This is a genomic window from Agrobacterium tumefaciens, from assembly GCF_009649785.1.
Classification (GTDB): Bacteria; Pseudomonadota; Alphaproteobacteria; order Rhizobiales; family Rhizobiaceae; genus Agrobacterium; species Agrobacterium tumefaciens.
On the sequence record NZ_WJOK01000005.1, the window covers coordinates 1 to 18,495 of the forward strand.

Genomic DNA, 18,495 nt, shown 5'->3' on the forward strand with positions numbered 1-18,495 from the left:
CATTTTAATATTATAGATATCTAATATTAAAAGCCGACGAACAGTATCGCGCCTACATCACATCACGCGGGGTCCGATACCTGACCGAGGCAGACAAGTCGCAAGTGCCTGCATTGCTGCCTTTGGCGGCAGAACCTGTTCGTTGTTCAACATGATACGGCGCCGACCACACCTCCTGTGCGGCAGCGCGCGCCGAGGCCGCTATTTGGGGGACGTTAATGCTGGGGTTAGGGAAAAGCGCAGACAATCGAAATATGCTCGATGCGATATCCAGATCGCAGGCAGTCATAGAATTCGATCTTAAAGGCAATATTCTTACGGCAAACAGCAATTTCTGTGTGACGCTGGGCTATGATCTCGCGGAGATCGTCGGCAAGCATCATCGTATCTTCTGCGACCGGGAATTTGTCGCATCGCACGCATACCAGGAATTCTGGGAATCTCTTGCGCGCGGCGAATTTCAGGGCAAGGAATATCGCCGCATACGCAAGGATGGATCGACCATATGGATCGAGGCCTCCTACAACCCCGTCTTCAGGTCAGGCAAACCCTATAAGGTTGTCAAGATAGCGACCGACATCACAGCCAAGAAGATCAAGGCTGTAGAAGATGCTGGCAAACTCGAAGCGCTTTCACGCTCCCAGGCCACCATCGAATTTTTGCCGGATGGCACGATCATTACCGCCAATCCGAATTTCTGCGCCACTGTCAACTACGACCTCAAGGAAATCGAAGGCCGGCACCACCGTATGTTCTGCGATCCGGCCTATGCAGCATCGCCAGCCTATGCCAATTTCTGGCCGCGGCTGGCATCCGGAGAATTCATCTCGGACGAATTTGTTCGTTATGGAAAGAACGGCAAGGAGATATGGATCCAGGCCGCTTACAACCCGGTATTGGATGAGACAGGCAAGGTGGTGAAGGTTGTGAAATTCGCAACCGACGTGACGCCGCGTATGAGCGCCATCACCCTTCTCGCCGATGCCTTGCAGGCACTGGCCGAGGGTGACCTGGTGCAGCGCCTCGATAGCAGCTTCGTGCCCAGCATGGAGAAATTGCGCCAGGACTTCAACGACGTGGTCGGCAAGCTTCAGTCCACCATGCAGACGATCGCTCACAATGCTTCGACAATCGCATCCGGCTCGGGTGAAATCCGCATAGCCGCCGATCAGCTGTCGCAGCGAACCGAACAGCAGGCGGCCTCGCTGGAAGAAACAGCAGCGGCGCTGGAGCAAATCACCACCACCGTGACCGATGCCAGCCAGCGCGCCGGCGAGGCCGGGAAACTGGTGTTGCGCACGAGAGAACATGCCGAACATTCCGGTGAAGTCGTTCAGCAGGCAATTTCCGCCATGGACGCGATTTCGCGCTCCTCCGGTGAAATCACCAACATCATCGGCGTCATTGACGACATCGCATTCCAGACCAATCTACTGGCGCTGAATGCGGGCGTGGAAGCTGCTCGTGCCGGTGAAGCGGGCAAGGGTTTCGCGGTGGTCGCCCAAGAGGTGCGGGAACTCGCGCAACGATCCGCCGTTGCTGCCAAGGAAATCAAGTCCCTCATCAACACCTCCCGCGAACAGGTCGCCAATGGCGTCGATCTGGTTGGCAGAACCGGCGGTGCGCTGCGGGATATTCAATCGCAAATGGGCGAAATCGATGCCAACGTCTCGGCCATCGTCGAGGCCTCGCGCGAACAGGCCAACGGTCTGAGAGAAATCAACCAGGCCGTCAACGTTATGGATCAGGCGACCCAGAAAAACGCCGCCATGGTGGAAGAAACCACTGCCGCCAGCCACGGCCTCGCCAATGAAGCGGACAACCTGCACGAATTGCTGCGGCAGTTCAGAATATCGCGCGAAGGACAGGTATCATCCGCCCAGCCGATCAATAAAAGACCCGCTGCAATAACGAGGCTGACAGCACCACAGCCGCGATACACAACGGCAAGGTCTCACGGAAATGCTGCGCCCGAATGGGCGGAGTTTTAGTATGCTTCGAAGCCCGGATGCCAATGCCGGCCGGCAACTGGCATTATAAAATGACGCGGTCCGCACGGGTGAAGATTTCGAAGTCTTCACCCCGCACCAGCGCAACAAGCGTGATGCCCGCACTCTCGGCGGTTTCGATGGCAAGCGCGGTAGGAGCCGAAATTGCTGCCATAACCGGACTACCAAGGATCGCTGTCTTCTGAACCATCTCCACCGACAGGCGACTGGTGACGGCAACAATGCCTGTCTTGGCGGAAATACCGGCATTCACGACAGCACCGGCCAACTTGTCCAGCGCATTGTGGCGACCGACATCTTCGCGCACCGCAAGCAAACCATCTTGAGGACTATAAAAACCCGCACCGTGAACGGCTCTCGTTTCGCGGTTGAGGCTTTGTGCGTCGCTCAGTGCTTTCACCGCGGCAACGATATCATCACCGTGGATCGACATTCTCGCGCCGCTGAGATCGGGGACCACGCGAACCGCCTGTTCTATGGATTCGATCCCGCACAGACCGCAACCAACCGGACCCGCCATATGCCGCCGTCTCGCCCGCAGGGCATCAGCCTCGGCATCCATCAGATCCACCTGGACATCATAGCCCTGCCCGGCTTCAATGACCTCTATCGCCCGGATTTCGGTGCGTGCCGATATGATGCCCTCCGTCAGGCTGAAGCCGACGGCGAAATCGACAAGATCAGCGGGACTAGCCATCATCACGGCATGGGTGCTGCCGCCGTAAGAAAAGGCAACCGGCACCTCCTCCGGCACGGCGCGCTCCCCCGTGCTGAGGGCGCCCTGTCGCAGCGCGGATCTTGCGACCCTTCGATAACTGGCTTCTATCGACACGGCGATCATCCCTCCATGACAAGAAACATGACTTCTCGTCTGCTCTCGATCGACAACAGCGATGTTACTTTTCACCCTCATGTCTAGCCTATCGCCCTGAAAATCGGAATCGATTTCCGCAAACGTAATGAGCGGACCGAGACGCTTTTACTGGAACGAGAACTCAGATTTTTCTGCCTGCTTAAGAAAACAGGCAGTGGCCGAAAACAAAAAAGCGACCGAAACGGCCGCTTTTTTGTTTTCGGTATTGTGTGGACAGTCATTCTTTCGAACCCGCCCGGTGCTTTCAAGCGGCGACGAGAACCTCATGCAGGTTCGTCAGTTCGTAGAGATGCTTTTCAAGCTTGGTCAGATGTTCGTGGTGATGATTGCCTTCCTGGATTTCGGCCTTGGCCAAATCGATGCGCTTCTGCAGCGTGTCAGGGGACATATCGTCAGCCGAAACAGCGGATTCGGCGAGAAGCGTGCAACCTGTCGGAAGAATATCGGCAAAACCACCGAAAACGACGTATTTATGGGTTTCGCCAGAGGCGAATTTCACCGTCACCAGGCCCGGCTTGATCGTCGTCATGGTGGGCGCGTGATTCGCCAGAACCGTCATCTCACCCAGCGTAGCCGGAATGACGACTTCCGTAACCGTTTCGGAAACCAGCAGACGTTCCGGGGAAACGAGATCGAATTTGAAACTGTCAGCCATGGCTATTCACTTCTTTTCAATTACGCGGGCGTCACGGACTTGTTTATTAAAACGCCGGCAAAGCCGTTCCGGTTTCACCGTCACCGTCGGCAAGGCGCGTGGTCGAACCACGCGCCCGCCAATTCATAATCAGGCAGCTTCAGCAGTCAGCTTCTTTGCCTTTTCGATGGCTTCTTCCATCGAACCGACCATGTAGAAAGCTGCTTCCGGCAGGCTGTCGTATTCGCCGTTGACCAAGCCCTTGAAGCCCTTGATCGTGTCTTCGAGTGCGACGAGCTTGCCCGGAGAACCGGTGAAGACTTCGGCAACGAAGAACGGCTGCGACAGGAAGCGCTCGATCTTACGGGCGCGGGCAACCGTCAGCTTGTCTTCTTCCGACAGTTCGTCCATGCCGAGGATGGCGATGATGTCCTGAAGGGACTTGTAGCGCTGCAGGGTCGACTGAACCTTACGGGCAACCTCGTAGTGTTCTTCACCGACGATCATCGGGTCGAGCATGCGCGAGGTGGAGTCGAGCGGGTCAACAGCCGGGTAAATACCCTTTTCTGCGATCGAACGCGACAGAACCGTCGTTGCGTCAAGGTGCGCGAACGAAGTGGCCGGTGCAGGGTCGGTCAAGTCGTCGGCGGGAACGTAAATCGCCTGAACCGAGGTGATCGAACCCTTGTTCGTGGTGGTGATGCGTTCCTGCATCTGGCCCATGTCGGTTGCGAGCGTCGGCTGATAGCCCACAGCCGAAGGAATACGGCCGAGAAGAGCCGACACTTCCGAACCAGCCTGCGTGAAGCGGAAGATGTTGTCCACGAAGAACAGAACGTCCTGGCCTTCGTCGCGGAAGTTTTCAGCGATCGTCAGACCGGTCAGAGCGACGCGAGCGCGGGCGCCCGGCGGTTCGTTCATCTGGCCGTAAACGAGAGCTGCCTTGGAACCTTCGCCGCCGCCAAGCTTGTTGACGTTCGACTCGATCATTTCGTGATAGAGGTCGTTACCTTCGCGGGTACGCTCACCCACGCCGGCGAATACCGAGTAACCACCGTGCGCCTTGGCGACGTTGTTGATCAGTTCCATGATGAGAACCGTCTTGCCAACGCCAGCGCCGCCGAACAGGCCGATCTTGCCGCCCTTGGCGTAAGGAGCCAGAAGGTCAACGACCTTGATGCCGGTAACAAGGATCTGGCCTTCAGTCGACTGCTCGACGTAAGACGGTGCGTCCTGGTGGATGGCGCGCTTCTTGGCCGTTACGATCGGACCTGCTTCGTCAACCGGCTCACCGATGACGTTCATGATGCGGCCGAGCGTTTCCAGACCGACCGGAACCTCGATCGGGGCGCCCGTATCAGCGACGACCTGACCGCGGACGAGACCTTCGGTCGAGTCCATGGCGATCGTGCGTACGACGTTTTCGCCGAGATGCTGAGCGACTTCCAGAACGAGGCGGTTGCCGTTGTTATCGGTTTCGAGCGCGTTGAGGATCGGAGGCAGTTCGCCTTCGAACGCCACGTCGACAACAGCGCCGATAACCTGGGTAACCTTGCCCGCGCCGTTCACCGCTGCGGTTTTCTTGGGGGTAGCTGCCTTAGCCATTATCCTTACCCTCTTTCCTTACCTCAGAGCGCTTCCGCGCCCGAAATGATTTCAATGAGTTCCTTGGTGATCTGAGCCTGACGCTGACGGTTGTAGGAAAGCGTCAGCTTGTTGATCATATCACCGGCATTGCGCGTTGCGTTGTCCATCGCGCTCATCTTGGCGCCCATTTCACCGGCAACGTTTTCGAGCAGAGCCCGGAAAACCTGAACCGAAATGTTGCGCGGAATAAGGTCTTCCAGAATAGAAGCCGCATCAGGCTCATATTCGTAGACGGCGCTCTGCGTTACCTCAACCTCTTCCACAACAGGGACTGCGGCAGGAATAAGCTGCAGACCGGTCGGGATCTGGCTGATGACGGACTTGAATTCCGAGTAGATCAGCGTGCAGACGTCAAATTCACCCGCATTGAACAGGGAGATCACCTTCTTGGCGATCTGGTCGGCGTTTTCGAAACCGACCTTCTTCACTTCGCGCAGTTCGATACGCTCGATGATATTAGCTGCGAATTCGCGACGAAGGCTGTCGTAACCCTTCTTGCCGACCGTGATGATCTTGACCGTTTTGCCTTCGGAAATCAGCTTGCGGGCTTGATCGCGGGCAAAACGGGAAATCTGCGAGTTGAAACCGCCGCAAAGACCACGTTCAGCCGTGCAGACAACGAGCAGATGCACGTTGTCCTTGCCGGTGCCGGTCATCAGCGCCGGAGCGACGTCCGCCTCTACCGCCTTGGCGATGTTGGCAAGAACGGCGCCCATGCGCTGAGAATAAGGCCGGGCGGCCTCCGCAGCTTCCTGGGCGCGCCGAAGCTTCGCCGCGGCGACCATTTTCATCGCCTTGGTAATCTTCTGCGTCGCCTTTACGGAGGCAATGCGGTTTTTCAGATCCTTTAGTGAAGGCATCCGTTATCCGTCCGAGTAAAAGAGCCCTAATTACGAGAAAGACTTCGCGAAGCTATCAAGAGCGCCCTTAAGCTTGCTCTTGGTATCGTCGCTGATTGCCTTTTCCGTGCGGATGGTGTCGAGGATCGCCTTGCCTTCCGAGCGGAGGTAGGAGAGCAGACCCTGCTCGAACTTGCCGACCTGCGCGACCGGAATCTTGTCGAGATAACCGTTGACACCGGCGAAGATCACCGCGACCTGCTCTTCCGTCTTGAGCGGAGAGAACTGCGGCTGCTTCAGAAGCTCGGTCAGGCGGGCACCGCGGTTAAGCAGGCGCTGCGTGGAAGCGTCAAGGTCCGAGCCGAACTGGGCGAAGGCGGCCATTTCGCGATACTGGGCAAGTTCACCCTTGATCGAACCGGCGACCTGCTTCATCGCCTTGATCTGGGCGGCAGAGCCAACGCGCGAAACCGACAGGCCGACGTTAACGGCCGGACGGATACCCTGGTAGAACAGGTCGGTTTCAAGGAAGATCTGACCGTCGGTGATCGAGATCACGTTGGTCGGAATGAAGGCCGAAACGTCGTTGCCCTGGGTTTCGATGACAGGCAGAGCCGTCAGAGAGCCAGCACCCATTTCGTCGGAGAGCTTTGCAGCGCGCTCCAGAAGACGGGAGTGAAGGTAGAAGACGTCGCCCGGATAAGCTTCGCGGCCCGGAGGACGGCGCAGCAGAAGCGACATCTGACGGTAAGCAACGGCCTGCTTGGAAAGGTCGTCATAACCGATGAGGGCGTGCTTGCCGTTATCACGGAAGTATTCGCCCATGGCGCAACCGGCAAACGGTGCAAGGTACTGCATCGGAGCCGGGTCGGAAGCCGTGGCAGCAATGATGATCGAATACTGCAGGGCGCCGCGCTCTTCCAGAACCTTTACGAACTGGGCAACGGTCGAACGCTTCTGGCCGATAGCAACGTAGACGCAATAAAGCTTGTCGCCTTCCGGACCATTGTCGTGAATGGCCTTCTGGTTCAGGATCGCGTCGAGAATGATCGCGGTCTTGCCGGTCTGGCGGTCGCCGATGACGAGCTCGCGCTGGCCGCGGCCAACCGGGATGAGGGCGTCGATAGCCTTGAGGCCGGTCGACATCGGCTCATGAACCGACTTACGCGGAATGATGCCGGGAGCCTTGACGTCAACGCGCGAACGCTTGGCGGCGTTGATCGGGCCTTTACCGTCGATCGGGTTGCCGAGGGCGTCAACGACGCGGCCGAGCAGTTCCGGACCGACCGGAACGTCAACGATAGCGCCAGTCCGCTTTACGGTGTCGCCTTCCTTGATGGCACGGTCGGAACCGAAGATAACCACACCGACGTTGTCGGCTTCGAGGTTGAGCGCCATGCCGCGAACGCCGCCAGGAAACTCGACCATTTCGCCGGCCTGAACATTGTCGAGACCATAGACGCGGGCGATACCGTCACCGACGGAAAGCACCTGACCGACTTCCGAGACTTCCGCCTCGTTGCCGAAATTTTTGATTTGATCTTTCAGAATTGCGGAAATTTCCGCGGCGCGGATATCCATCAGCCAACCTCTTTCAGTGCAAGCTTAAGGGTGGAAAGTTTGGTGCGAAGAGACGTATCGATCTGGCGAGAACCAACCTTGACGATCAGGCCACCGAGGATCGAAGGATCAACGGTAACGGAAACCGTCACATCCTTGCCGGTAACGCTCTTCAGCGCCGCCTTCAGTTCAGTTTCTTGCGCTTCGTCGAGCGCATGTGCCGAGGTGACCTCGGCGGTAATTTCGCCGCGATGGGCAGCAGCAATGGAGCGATAGGCGCGGATCATGCCGGGAACGGCAAACAGACGGCGGTTATTCGCAACGACCTTGAGGAAATTGACAGCAAGACCGGCAATACCGGCCTTCTCGCAGATTGCGGTGATTGCCTTGAACTGATCCTCGGCGGAAAACACCGGGCTCGCAACCAGACGCTTCAAATCGTCACTTTCATCGAGAAGTGCGCCGAACCTGTCCAGATCGGCTCCAACTGCCTCGACCGCACCCGCTTCCAAAGCAAGCTCGAAAAGCGACGATGCATACCTTTCGGCTACACCGGATGTTCCATGGGAGGTATCTGCCACGGGCACTTTTTCCCTGCTAATCGTCCAAGAACATCAGCGAGGGGGATCCTCCGCATCAAATTCTTGAAATCGTTTCAATTTCCCCGAAAAAGACCGGAATTCCCCCCTGCCTTTTCCCAATTTCGCGGTCCGTCTAGCATAGGACGCCGGGACTCGCAACACGCGTAATAGCGGAAAGCGCCGTTTGGGCAAGGGGGAATGCGTTTAAATTTTCCGATTCCGCCCAGGATGCGCCGCAGGTGCGGCACAAAAGCCAAAAAGCCCGTCTCAGACCAGTCCGAACACGTAGCTCAACGACAGTGCAGACAACAGAAGGTGTACAACCAGAAGTATGAAATTCCGCACTGTTGCGCCTCCATCCGAGAGAATGGAGAGAATGCCGCCGAACACGCTGAGACCGAAAGCCGCACCGAAGGCGAGATAGACCATGGGCTGCGCCAGAAGCAGGGCGGAAGCACCGAGGCCGAGATAAAAACCGGCAAGCGACGAGCGCACAAGCGCGTAACCATCCCGGCGCTCGCCGATCGCCTGCAGACCGAAGGCACGCAGAGTAACGCCTGGTGCAAACATGAAAAAGAGGCCGATCACGACCGACACCACCGCAGCGCCGAAGGCCAGCTGCTCGCCGAATTCGGCGGGAAAATAAAACTCCATCTCGTTCCCCAAATCATTTTTGCCTGCTGCGTTATGACACGGTCATGACAGCGGGAAAACGTCCCCATTGATAAAGTTCAAAGGAAACTTTGCGGATCGATATCGAGCTGCACATGCACGCTGCCGCGTTCCTTCGGGCCATTGGCCATAAGCGTTCGAAGGAAGGATTGCATGTCGGAATTGCGCCGACCATGCACCAGCAGGCGAAAACGGTGCCGGCCACGGATAAGCGCCAGCGGCGCTTCCGCCGGGCCGAGCAGCATGATGCCCGTAACCTGCGGTGCTGCTGCCCTTAAACCCCGCGCATGGGTTTCGGCCTCCGCACGCGTATCGGCGGAAACGATGATTGAGGCAAGCCGTCCGAAAGGCGGAAGAACGGCTTTTTCCCGCTCCACGATCTCCCTTTCGTAAAAGGCAGATGCATCGCCGGAGACGATTGCCTGCATAACAGGGTGTTGCGGCTGATAGGTTTGCAACAGGCCGTGGCTTTTCAGCCCGGTTCGCCCGGCGCGACCGGTCACCTGCGAGAGCAGCTGGAACGTTCGCTCCGCTGCGCGCGGATCGCCATTGGCAAGCCCGAGATCGGCGTCGACAATACCGACAAGCGTCATAAGGGGGAAGTTGTGCCCCTTGGCAACCAGCTGCGTGCCGATGACGATGTCCGCCTCTCCCTTGACGATCGCCTCCAGCTCCAGACGCAGCCGCTTGACGCCCATCAGGTCAGAGGAGAGCACGATGGTGCGGGCCTCGGGAAAGTGTTTCTCCACCTCCTCGGCGATCCGCTCTACCCCAGGCCCGCAGGCCACCAGATGATCGAAGGTGCCGCATTCCGGGCAATGGTCCGGCGTCGGCTCGTTGTGACCGCACTGGTGGCATTGCAGTTGATTGCGGAACCGGTGCTCCACCAGCCAGCTCGAACATTGCGGGCACTGGAAACGGTGACCGCAGACCCGGCAGAGCGTCAGCGGCGCGTAACCGCGACGATTGAGAAAGAGCAGGGACTGCTCGCCCTTTTCGATGGTTTTGCCGATGCCGCGCAGGAGAACCGGCGAAAGAAACCCTCCCCTTTCCGGCGGATGGCGACGCATATCGATCAGATGCAGATCGGGCATCGCCGCATCGCCGAAGCGCGTATGCAGATGGATGGTGTTATAGCGGCCAGAACTGCCGTTGACCTGGCTTTCCACTGACGGCGTGGCGGAGACCAGCACCACCGGGAAATCCCCGATCCGGGCTCTGACGACCGCCATGTCGCGGGCGTTGTAAAAGACGCGGTCTTCCTGCTTGTAGGCCGGGTCATGCTCCTCATCGACGATGATGAGGCCGAGATTGTCGAAGGGAAGGAACAGCGCCGAGCGCGCGCCGGCCACCACCTTCACCTCACCCGTCACCGCCTGTCGCCAGACCTTTTCGCGCATGCGCGGCGACAGGTCAGAATGCCATTCCGCCGGCTTAGCGCCGAAGCGGTCGTGAAAGCGATCCAGGAAGGCCGCCGTCAGCGCGATTTCCGGCAACAGGATGAGAACCTGCTTGCCTTGTCGCAGCGTTTCCGCCACCGCCTCGAAATAGACCTCGGTTTTGCCGGAGCCGGTCACACCATCAATCAGTGAAACATGGAAACCACCCTTGCGCACATCCTCGAGAATTTCCGATGCCGCCTGTTTCTGCGGGCCTTCCAGTCGCGGCTCGGCATAGTCAGGATCAGGCTCGGCCACAACGGGCGGCGCGGGCAGAAATACCGTCTCGAATACGCCCTGCTTGACCAGACCATCGACAACGCTGGTAGAAACGCCGGCGGCATGGGCAAGGCCACTCTTCGTCCAGCCATGGCCCTCGGCCGCCAGTTCCATCACTCTCTCGCGGGCGGGAGTAAGCCGCTCCGGCCTGCCTTCGGTCAGCCGCAGCCCCTCGATCATAGGTTCGGGATCGAAGGCGGCGGGGGCGCGTAGGGCCATGCGCGCCACAAGGCCGGGCGGAGAAAGCGTGTAAGCGGCAACCCAGTCGATGAAGCGCCGCATTTCCGCTTTCAGCGGCGGGCACTCGAAACTCTTGGTGATGGGCCGCAGCTTTTTCGGATCGACGCTCTTCTCTCCTGCATCGTCCCACACCACGCCGAAGACCTGCCGTGGTCCAAGCGGCACCTGAACGATGGAGCCGGTCTCCACCACCATATCGTCAGGCACGGCATAACTGTAGGGTCCAGGCGCCGGCATCGGCACGAGAACGGGCACCGTGCGCGTGAGCGACGGCGGGTCGAACAGAGCCCCAAACAGATCGGACGAATCTTTTGCCATGATGTGGCGAACATGCCCCGGCGGAATGAAAAAGGAAACCGCCCGGATGTAATGGCAGACCCCGGTAAAGTCCACGCCAGATGCAAAACCCAGGCGCAAGCCTTAACCAAATACTGACCATAAGGGCATAGCGTTGGGAGAGGAATGGAGCGCCCCGTGACCGAAATTCTGACTTTTGCCACACCCGATCTCTTGAACGAGCGCCAATCCTGGCTTGCCGCGATTGCCGGTGAACGCCGCCTTGCGGACAATACCGTCGAGGCCTACGAGCGCGACACTCGCCAGTTTTTGACATTCCTCACCGGCTATATCGGCAAGCCAGCTTCAATCGCCGATATCGCCGATCTGCGCCCGGTCGATCTTCGCGCCTTTCTGGCCAGTCGTCGCAGGGAAGGCGCCGGCGCACGCTCGCTGGGGCGGCATCTGGCGGGCCTGCGTTCCTTTCTGCACTATCTGCAAAAGAAAGGTCTGGTGAATGCGGCCGGGGCCACCGCCATGCGCTCGCCGAAACAGCCGAAATCTCTGCCGAAACCGCTGACGGACCGGCAGGCGCTGAAAATAACCACCACCGAGGCGCAATTGAATGAAGAGCCGTGGATTGCCGCCCGTAACGCTGCGGTTCTCTCGCTTCTTTATGGCTGCGGTCTTCGCATCTCCGAGGCGCTCGGGCTGGCTCCGGCCGATTTCACGCCCGACGCCCGCAGCCTTCGCATCACCGGCAAAGGCAACAAGACCCGGATGGTGCCTTTGCTGGCGGTGGTAACGGAAGCGGTTGAGGCCTACAAAAAGCTCTGCCCCTATCATCTGGCTGCCGACCAGCCGCTATTCCTCGGCGCGCGCGGCGGCAAGCTGCAACCTGCCATCATCCAGCGCGAGATGCAGAAGTTGCGTGGCGCTTTCGGCCTGCCGGAAAACGCCACACCGCATGCGCTGCGCCACTCCTTCGCCACCCATCTATTGGCCGGCGGCGGCGACCTGCGCACCATTCAGGAACTGCTCGGCCATGCCAGCCTCTCCACCACGCAGATCTATACCGGCGTCGATACCGCAAGATTGCTGGAAATCTACGATAATGCCCACCCGCGCGCATGAAGCGGGAAATGCTTAACCATAGTCATTAATCAGACGTCCAAGCCGCCGTTCTATAAGTGGACTAGAACCGGATGGTACCTATGCAAAGCCTGATAAAGCCACAAAATCTCACCGCCACCCTGATGGGCAAGACCGGCGACACCCTGCTCTGGTTGCTCGCCGCGCTGCACGTCACTGCTGTCGCAATCCTCTTCGCGACGTTGCTATCGTTGGGTGAGGCGCAAGCCGCCGAACAGGAGATAAGCTGCACGGGCAGCGATATTCTCGTGGAGATGCGCAAGAGCGACCCGCAGAGCTTCGCGAAGATCGAACAGGAAGCGGCAGCTATACCGAACGGCAAGGGCAACTTCTGGCGCATCGAAAAAGCTGGAACGGCACCGTCCTTTCTTCTCGGCACCATGCATGTCACCGATCCACGTGTTCTTGGCATGCCAGCGGCCGCAACACCCGCATTTGAAAAAGCCGCGACGGTCATCGTGGAATCGGACGAAATCGTCGATGACAAGAAAATTGCGGCATCGCTGCTGACAAGACCCGACCTCACCATGTTTCTGGACGGCAAGTCGATCACCGACATCCTGTCACCCGAAAATGTCGCACGCCTTGAAAAGGGTCTTAAGGAGCGCGGCATTCCGCTGAGTGCCGTTTCGCGCATGAAGCCATGGATGCTGTCGAGTTTCGTCGCCCTTCCCGCCTGCGAATTTGCCCGCAAGGCCACAGGCCTGTCTTTCCTGGATAAGAAGCTCGCTGAAGATGCGGTCGCGGATGGAAAGCACCTTGTCGGGCTGGAGACCATGGTGGAGCAGCTTGCGGCCATGTCTGAGCTGCCAATGGAATTTCATCTGCAGGCGCTGATCGAAACGCTCGAATTGGGCGACCGCATGGACGACATCATGACGACCATGACCGATCTTTATGTCAGCGGTGACATCGGCATGACCATGCCCATGCTGAAGAGCATCGATCCCAAGAAAGCGTCTGAAAATGACCAGGGCTACGCCGCCTTCGAGCAACGCATCATCACCGATCGCAACCACGTCATGGCGGAGCGATCGGCCCCTGAGCTTGCCAAAGGCAATGTCTTCATGGCCGTCGGCGCTTTGCACCTGCCGGGCGAAGAAGGCGTAATTGAACTCCTGCGTGCGCAGGGCTTTACCCTCACACGGGTCGACTGATCCACTCGTCTCCGGCCTTGACGGGGCGGACATTGGCGCAAAACGGCCGCATCGTCGCCGGCACGATGCGACGATGAAACGGACCGACGACGAAAAGATAGAGACGCCCGAACAGGTTCTTGCGCCGGACGATAGTCGTGACCTTCACGATCTGCCGACCAGGCTCCTGTTCCACATCGACGACGATACGGAAATCGAGATGGTTGTCGTCAAAGCCGAGCACTGTCCGGTCCGCAGTAGACGACAGCACGGGAAATCCGCCCGCCGAAGTACCCGCCGCCAGCTCGACCGTTCTGAGACCGAAAAGCGATACGAGACGGTTTCGAAGCGCCATAAGGCCGCTGATCCATGCCGGAGGATGATCGAGGAGAAGTCTGCTCACGTCGAGTGAACTCGATGCGGCCGTCACCATCTCTCCTTCAAAGCAATCCCGCCAGTCCGCGCCCGGCAATATGTCTTCGCTATCCCGCATCCCATAACCTCATTGCCGCCTTGTGTGGCGAGGCTCATCATCACTATTTCCGATCATCCGGGAACGTGACAAACCGCCGCTAATGGCAATTCGAGCGGGTTTAGCTTCAGAAAATACGAAGAGACAGACACATGGAGCGTTTTCACTTTTGGAAAAGCGTAGTGCTTTAGCCGTGCGTCATACGCTTCAAAACATTGGTGCGCCAGTAGAACTGGTGAACCAGAACTGCGGCGACGTGGCCGGCGATCAACACCCACATCAGCCCCTTGAACGGCCCGGAATGCAATTCTCCTGCTACTCGCGCGCCGAAATAATAGGCCGCAATGCCCGACAATGGCAGGGCAAAAAACAGCGCGTAAAAGGTGAAATGGCGACCTTCGCGGCGATTTGAGAAGCGCGCGGTTCATTGGCGGGATGCGGCGGCACCCCCTGGAAAAACCGCAGACAGAGGCGCAGAACCGCAAGGGACAGGACGGCAAAGCCGACATACGCGTGAATATTGGCCGAGGAGATCTGGTCCGGCGTCAGCGTTTCACCCCGCCGCATCAACCGATACGCATGGGCCATGCCATCTGGAAACAGAAGGTTGAAGAAGATCAGAAGCGCCATCGTCCAGTGAAGGATACGCTGCGGAGCGGAGAAGGAAACTTGAGTAGAGGACGCCATTTTATTGCCTTTTATCAAAAGGTTAGACAGGCTATGGCGCAAATATGCTGAACCCCGGCCTGCATTGCAAGCCGGGGTTCGCTTTATGGCTGAAATTTAATATTGGCTACAATCACATATGGATCGGCTTGAAGAAAGTTGCCAGCGCCGCTTCCTTCACCGCTTCCGACATGGTCGGATGCGCATGGCAGGTACGGCCGAGATCTTCCGAGGAACCACCGAATTCCATGAGCACGGTGATCTCGTGGATCATTTCGCCAGCGCCGAAACCAACGATATGGCCGCCGAGAACCCGGTCGGTTTCCTTGTCAGCGAGGATCTTCACGAACCCATCAGTCACCTGCATGGCGCGGGCGCGACCATTGGCGGTGAAGGGGAACTTGCCGACCTTGTAGGCGACACCAGCGGCCTTCAGTTCTTCTTCCGTCTTGCCGACGGAAGCGACTTCCGGCTGCGTATAGACCACGGCCGGAATGACATCGTAGTTCACATGGCCGCGCTGGCCGGCAAGAATTTCCGCAAGAGCGACGCCCTCGTCTTCCGCCTTATGTGCCAACATCGGGCCCTTCACCACGTCGCCGATGGCGTAGATGCCATCCACATTGGTCTTGAAGTGGCCGTCGATTTCGACACGGCCGCGGCTGTCGAGCACGACACCGGCTTCCGCAAGGCCGAGACCCTCGGTGTAGGGCTTGCGACCGGTGGAGATCAGCACAACGTTGGCTTCCAGCGTTTCAGCCGCGCCACCCTTGACCGGCTCGAACACCACCTTTGCGCCGGTTCCCGTCTTTTCAACGCCCGTCACCTTGGCACCGAGCTTGAAATCGAGACCCTGCTTGGCGAGCAGACGCTGAGCCTGCTTGGAGACTTCGCTATCCATGCCGCCGAGAATGGTGTCGAGATATTCGACGACGGTGACCTTCGCGCCAAGACGCGACCAGACCGAACCAAGCTCGAGGCCGATGACACCGCCGCCCACCACGATGAGCTTTTCCGGAACCTTGGAGAGCGCAATCGCGCCGGTGGAGGAAACGATGACGCTTTCATCGATATCCACCTCGACGCCGGGAATACCAGCAACATCAGAACCGGTGGCGATGACGATGTTCTTGGCTTCGATTTCCTGGCTCTCGCCCTTGTCATTGGTGACGGAGACCTTGCCGGCGGATACAACCTTGCCTGTGCCCTGGAAGGCATCGATCTTGTTCTTCTTGAACAGGAAGGCAACGCCGTCGACATTGGCTTTCACCACGCTGTCCTTGTGCCCCATCATCTTCTCGAGGTTCAGCTTCGGAGCGGCGACTTCGATACCAAGCGTATCAACGCCATGGGCCACATGCGCGAAGGTTTCGGAAGCGTGCAGCAATGCCTTGGAAGGAATGCAGCCGACATTGAGGCAGGTGCCGCCATAGGTCGCGCGCTTTTCGATCACTGCGACCTTCAAGCCAAGCTGTGCCGCCTTGACCGCGCAAACATAACCGCCGGGACCCGTACCGATTACCACTACATCATATGCCATGTTTCTGTTCCTGATTGATTGCGGGCAGGATTTTGAACCGCCCTGCTTCCGTTTGACCTGAAACTCAGGCCGCTTTTTCCGTTGCGAGTTTTATACCGAGAGCGATGAAGACCACGCCACTGGTGCGGTCGATCCATTGGCTGGCGCGCTGAAAAGCTGCGCGCATGCGAGGTGTCGTCATGAACAGGCTGACGCCGACGAACCACAGGATAAGGCAGCTTGCCATGACGAGCCCATATCCGAACTTGATGCCAACAGGCGTATGCGCGTGAACCACCGTCGAAAAGATCGACAGGAAGAAAAACACCGGTTTGGGGTTAAGCGCGTTGGCGGCAAAACCGAGCGTGAAGGCCTTCAATGCAGTCTGGCCGCTTCTTGCCCGAACGCCATCTTCGCCTTCCGCAGCCGGCAATTCGGTCTTGCCTGCGCGCAGCGCCTTGATGCCGATATAGATCAGATAGGCGACACCCAACCACTTGACGATGTTAAAGAGATATATCGACTGGGAAATGATGAGACCAAGTCCAAGGATCGTATAGGTGACGTGGAACATCAGGGATGTGCCAACACCGAAGCTGGTGATGATGGCCTGCTTGCGCCCATGCACCATGGCCTGACGCATGACCATCGCCAGATCCGCGCCGGGAGAAACGATCGCGAAAAAGAAGATCGCCATCAGGGATGCAAGTTCGATCAGATACTGATGCATGGGAAAATCAACCTCTAAAACATCAACACGAAAAGCATCAGCCCAAGACCGAGCATCGAACCGAGCCAGACCAGCGAGCGGATATAGGGCACACCAGCGAGATAAAGTGGAATATAGACCACCCGGCAGATCAGCCAGATCAAAGCGCCGGTGAAGGCCAGCCCGGACGGATCGCCGGCCATGATGACACCGAAGGCGAGCGCAATGAAAGCGGGATAGGTCTCGCGAAAATTCGCCGAGGCACGCGCGGCGCGTCCGGCAACCCTGCCCTGCGGCTTTTTTTCAGCATCCCGCGGACCGGCATTCCAGTCCAGCCCGAATTCCCGCGTTGCCGTCATTCCCTGCAGCGCAATGTGGGCGGCCAGCAGCAGGACGCTGAGCCCGATCAGCGGCAAAAAGGGTGACGCGGCAAGAAATGTCGGCTGCACTTTCGCTCTCCTGATGGCATTTCAGCGGGATCGACTTGAAACCCCGCTGAAACGAAAAGCAAGACCGATCAGAGATCGAGAACCAGACGTTCCGGATCTTCGAGGCTTTCCTTGACGCGAACGAGGAAGGTCACGGCTTCCTTGCCGTCAACGATACGGTGATCGTAGGAGAGCGCAAGATACATCATCGGACGGATGACGACCTGACCACCGATGGCGACCGGACGCTCCTGGATCTTGTGCATGCCGAGGATGCCCGACTGCGGCGCATTAAGGATCGGCGAGGACATCAGCGAGCCGTAGACGCCACCATTGGTGATGGTGAAGGTGCCGCCCTGCATGTCGGCCATGCCGAGCGAACCGTCGCGCGCTGCCTTGGCGAGACGGCCGAGTTCCTTTTCGACACCAGCGATGGAGAGCTGGTCGGCATCGCGAATGACCGGAACGACGAGACCCTTGTCGGTGCCGACAGCCATGCCGACGTGACAATAGTTCTTGTAGATGATGTCCGTGCCGTCGATTTCAGCGTTAACCGCGGGCAGTTCCTTCAGCGCGTGGGTCACGGCCTTCGTGAAGAAGCCCATGAAGCCCAGCTTGACGCCGTGCTTCTTCTCGAAAACGTCCTTGTAGCGGTTGCGCAAATCCATGACGGCGCTCATGTCCACCTCGTTATAGGTGGTCAGCATGGCGGCCGTGTTCTGTGCATCCTTGAGGCGACGTGCGATCGTCTGGCGCAGGCGGGTCATCTTGACGCGCTCTTCGCGAACCTGATCCTGCTCGGCCGAAACCGGACGGGGAGCAGCAGCAGCGACTGGAGCGGCGGCAGGTGCCGAAACACCCTTGGCAACAGCGGCGAGAACGTCGCCCTTCAGAACCTGGCCACGCTTGCCCGAACCGTCGACCTGATCGGCGGAAAGGTTGTTTTCAGCGAGCAGCTTGCCGGCGGCAGGTGCCGGCGGCATGGCGCTTCCAGCCGGAGCGGCGGCCACGGCTGCGGCAGGTGCCGGTGCAGCAGCAGGCGCAGCAGGCTTTGCTGCGGGTGCAGAAGTTGCAGCGCCGGCAGCACCTTCGGCGATCTGGCCGAGAAGGGCGTCGAGACCGACGGTTTCGCCGTTCTGCACGACGATTTCGGTCAGCACGCCGGAGGCGGGCGCCGGAACTTCGACGGTAACCTTGTCGGTTTCGAGTTCAACGAGAGGTTCGTCGGCCTTGACGGTATCGCCGACCTTCTTGAACCAGGTGCCGACGGTCGCTTCGCTGACGGATTCGCCGAGGGTTGGTACGCGGATTTCAGTGGCCATGATCTAGTTCCGTTATTCGGGTGTCTTTTTTGCGGGGCGAT

At 58.6% G+C, this 18,495-nt stretch carries 16 protein-coding genes and 1 pseudogene; 3 read left to right on the plus strand and 14 right to left on the minus strand.

Annotation, left to right across the window (positions count from 1 at the left end):
- The first annotated feature begins 218 nt into the window (after nucleotides 1-218).
- A complete protein-coding gene (locus GH784_RS06645; RefSeq protein ID WP_038492338.1) occupies nucleotides 219-1,991 on the plus strand; it encodes a methyl-accepting chemotaxis protein in 1,773 nt (590 codons plus the stop codon).
- Between the two features lie 43 nt (nucleotides 1,992-2,034).
- Here the strand turns inward: GH784_RS06645 and fdhD are convergent, their stop codons facing one another.
- From fdhD to GH784_RS06685, 8 genes are all read right to left on the minus strand, one after another.
- Nucleotides 2,035-2,850 carry a formate dehydrogenase accessory sulfurtransferase FdhD gene (gene fdhD, locus GH784_RS06650; RefSeq protein WP_080800154.1) on the minus strand — a complete coding sequence of 272 codons (816 nt, stop codon included), beginning with the start codon at nucleotides 2,848-2,850 and terminating at the stop codon, nucleotides 2,035-2,037.
- A gap of 277 nt (nucleotides 2,851-3,127) precedes the next feature.
- Complete coding sequence (locus GH784_RS06655) at nucleotides 3,128-3,538, minus strand: F0F1 ATP synthase subunit epsilon (RefSeq protein WP_003516751.1); 411 nt, start codon at nucleotides 3,536-3,538, stop codon at nucleotides 3,128-3,130.
- Between the two features lie 129 nt (nucleotides 3,539-3,667).
- On the minus strand, nucleotides 3,668-5,122 hold the full coding sequence (gene atpD / locus GH784_RS06660; RefSeq protein WP_003516750.1) for a F0F1 ATP synthase subunit beta: 1,455 nt from the start codon (nucleotides 5,120-5,122) through the stop codon (nucleotides 3,668-3,670).
- Between the two features lie 23 nt (nucleotides 5,123-5,145).
- A complete protein-coding gene (locus GH784_RS06665) occupies nucleotides 5,146-6,024 on the minus strand; it encodes a F0F1 ATP synthase subunit gamma (protein ID WP_065705234.1) in 879 nt (292 codons plus the stop codon).
- A gap of 30 nt (nucleotides 6,025-6,054) precedes the next feature.
- Nucleotides 6,055-7,584, minus strand: coding sequence for a F0F1 ATP synthase subunit alpha (atpA, locus tag GH784_RS06670; RefSeq protein ID WP_003516747.1), 1,530 nt, complete (start codon nucleotides 7,582-7,584; stop codon nucleotides 6,055-6,057).
- Nucleotides 7,584-8,150 carry a F0F1 ATP synthase subunit delta gene (locus tag GH784_RS06675; RefSeq protein WP_026330904.1) on the minus strand — a complete coding sequence of 189 codons (567 nt, stop codon included), beginning with the start codon at nucleotides 8,148-8,150 and terminating at the stop codon, nucleotides 7,584-7,586. Before GH784_RS06675 ends, atpA begins: the two co-directional genes overlap by 1 nt.
- A gap of 261 nt (nucleotides 8,151-8,411) precedes the next feature.
- The gene (locus GH784_RS06680; protein WP_019566060.1) at nucleotides 8,412-8,798 is read right to left on the minus strand and encodes an AGROH133_08824 family phage infection protein; all 387 of its coding nucleotides are present in this window, start codon (nucleotides 8,796-8,798) and stop codon (nucleotides 8,412-8,414) included.
- Between the two features lie 77 nt (nucleotides 8,799-8,875).
- The gene (locus tag GH784_RS06685; protein ID WP_065705254.1) at nucleotides 8,876-11,092 is read right to left on the minus strand and encodes a primosomal protein N'; all 2,217 of its coding nucleotides are present in this window, start codon (nucleotides 11,090-11,092) and stop codon (nucleotides 8,876-8,878) included.
- Between the two features lie 144 nt (nucleotides 11,093-11,236).
- On the opposite strand from GH784_RS06685, the gene GH784_RS06690 reads away from it, so the two are divergent.
- Nucleotides 11,237-12,184: a tyrosine recombinase XerC gene (locus tag GH784_RS06690; protein ID WP_035252387.1), complete on the plus strand. Its 948-nt coding sequence runs from the start codon at nucleotides 11,237-11,239 to the stop codon at nucleotides 12,182-12,184.
- Nucleotides 12,185-12,264: 80 nt separating this feature from the next.
- Nucleotides 12,265-13,359, plus strand: coding sequence for a TraB/GumN family protein (locus GH784_RS06695; protein ID WP_065705232.1), 1,095 nt, complete (start codon nucleotides 12,265-12,267; stop codon nucleotides 13,357-13,359).
- Here GH784_RS06695 and GH784_RS06700 read toward each other — a convergent pair.
- From GH784_RS06700 to odhB, 6 genes and pseudogenes are all read right to left on the minus strand, one after another.
- On the minus strand, nucleotides 13,343-13,831 hold the full coding sequence (locus tag GH784_RS06700; RefSeq protein WP_038492351.1) for a DUF2867 domain-containing protein: 489 nt from the start codon (nucleotides 13,829-13,831) through the stop codon (nucleotides 13,343-13,345). The two genes, GH784_RS06695 and GH784_RS06700, sit on opposite strands and share 17 nt — an antisense overlap.
- 166 nt (nucleotides 13,832-13,997) lie before the next feature.
- Nucleotides 13,998-14,497, minus strand: a pseudogene (locus GH784_RS06705) (cytochrome b).
- 112 nt (nucleotides 14,498-14,609) lie between these two features.
- Nucleotides 14,610-16,016, minus strand: coding sequence for a dihydrolipoyl dehydrogenase (gene lpdA / locus GH784_RS06710; protein WP_065705228.1), 1,407 nt, complete (start codon nucleotides 16,014-16,016; stop codon nucleotides 14,610-14,612).
- A 64-nt stretch (nucleotides 16,017-16,080) separates the two neighbouring features.
- On the minus strand, nucleotides 16,081-16,725 hold the full coding sequence (locus tag GH784_RS06715) for a LysE family translocator (RefSeq protein WP_003516732.1): 645 nt from the start codon (nucleotides 16,723-16,725) through the stop codon (nucleotides 16,081-16,083).
- Between the two features lie 14 nt (nucleotides 16,726-16,739).
- Nucleotides 16,740-17,153, minus strand: coding sequence for an MAPEG family protein (locus GH784_RS06720; protein ID WP_013636885.1), 414 nt, complete (start codon nucleotides 17,151-17,153; stop codon nucleotides 16,740-16,742).
- Between the two features lie 68 nt (nucleotides 17,154-17,221).
- Nucleotides 17,222-18,454, minus strand: coding sequence for a 2-oxoglutarate dehydrogenase complex dihydrolipoyllysine-residue succinyltransferase (gene odhB / locus GH784_RS06725; protein ID WP_019566052.1), 1,233 nt, complete (start codon nucleotides 18,452-18,454; stop codon nucleotides 17,222-17,224).
- Nucleotides 18,455-18,495: the final 41 nt, after the last annotated feature.

Coding starts and splice junctions, on each gene's coding strand:
- GH784_RS06645 (WP_038492338.1), top strand. CDS start 219: ATGCTGGGGTTAGGGAAAAGCGCAGACAATCGAAATATGCTCGATGCG.
- fdhD (WP_080800154.1), bottom strand. CDS start 2,850: ATGATCGCCGTGTCGATAGAAGCCAGTTATCGAAGGGTCGCAAGATCC.
- GH784_RS06655 (WP_003516751.1), bottom strand. CDS start 3,538: ATGGCTGACAGTTTCAAATTCGATCTCGTTTCCCCGGAACGTCTGCTG.
- atpD (WP_003516750.1), bottom strand. CDS start 5,122: ATGGCTAAGGCAGCTACCCCCAAGAAAACCGCAGCGGTGAACGGCGCG.
- GH784_RS06665 (WP_065705234.1), bottom strand. CDS start 6,024: ATGCCTTCACTAAAGGATCTGAAAAACCGCATTGCCTCCGTAAAGGCG.
- atpA (WP_003516747.1), bottom strand. CDS start 7,584: ATGGATATCCGCGCCGCGGAAATTTCCGCAATTCTGAAAGATCAAATC.
- GH784_RS06680 (WP_019566060.1), bottom strand. CDS start 8,798: ATGGAGTTTTATTTTCCCGCCGAATTCGGCGAGCAGCTGGCCTTCGGC.
- GH784_RS06685 (WP_065705254.1), bottom strand. CDS start 11,092: ATGGCAAAAGATTCGTCCGATCTGTTTGGGGCTCTGTTCGACCCGCCG.
- GH784_RS06690 (WP_035252387.1), top strand. CDS start 11,237: ATGGAGCGCCCCGTGACCGAAATTCTGACTTTTGCCACACCCGATCTC.
- GH784_RS06695 (WP_065705232.1), top strand. CDS start 12,265: ATGCAAAGCCTGATAAAGCCACAAAATCTCACCGCCACCCTGATGGGC.
- GH784_RS06700 (WP_038492351.1), bottom strand. CDS start 13,831: ATGCGGGATAGCGAAGACATATTGCCGGGCGCGGACTGGCGGGATTGC.
- lpdA (WP_065705228.1), bottom strand. CDS start 16,016: ATGGCATATGATGTAGTGGTAATCGGTACGGGTCCCGGCGGTTATGTT.
- GH784_RS06715 (WP_003516732.1), bottom strand. CDS start 16,725: ATGCATCAGTATCTGATCGAACTTGCATCCCTGATGGCGATCTTCTTT.
- odhB (WP_019566052.1), bottom strand. CDS start 18,454: ATGGCCACTGAAATCCGCGTACCAACCCTCGGCGAATCCGTCAGCGAA.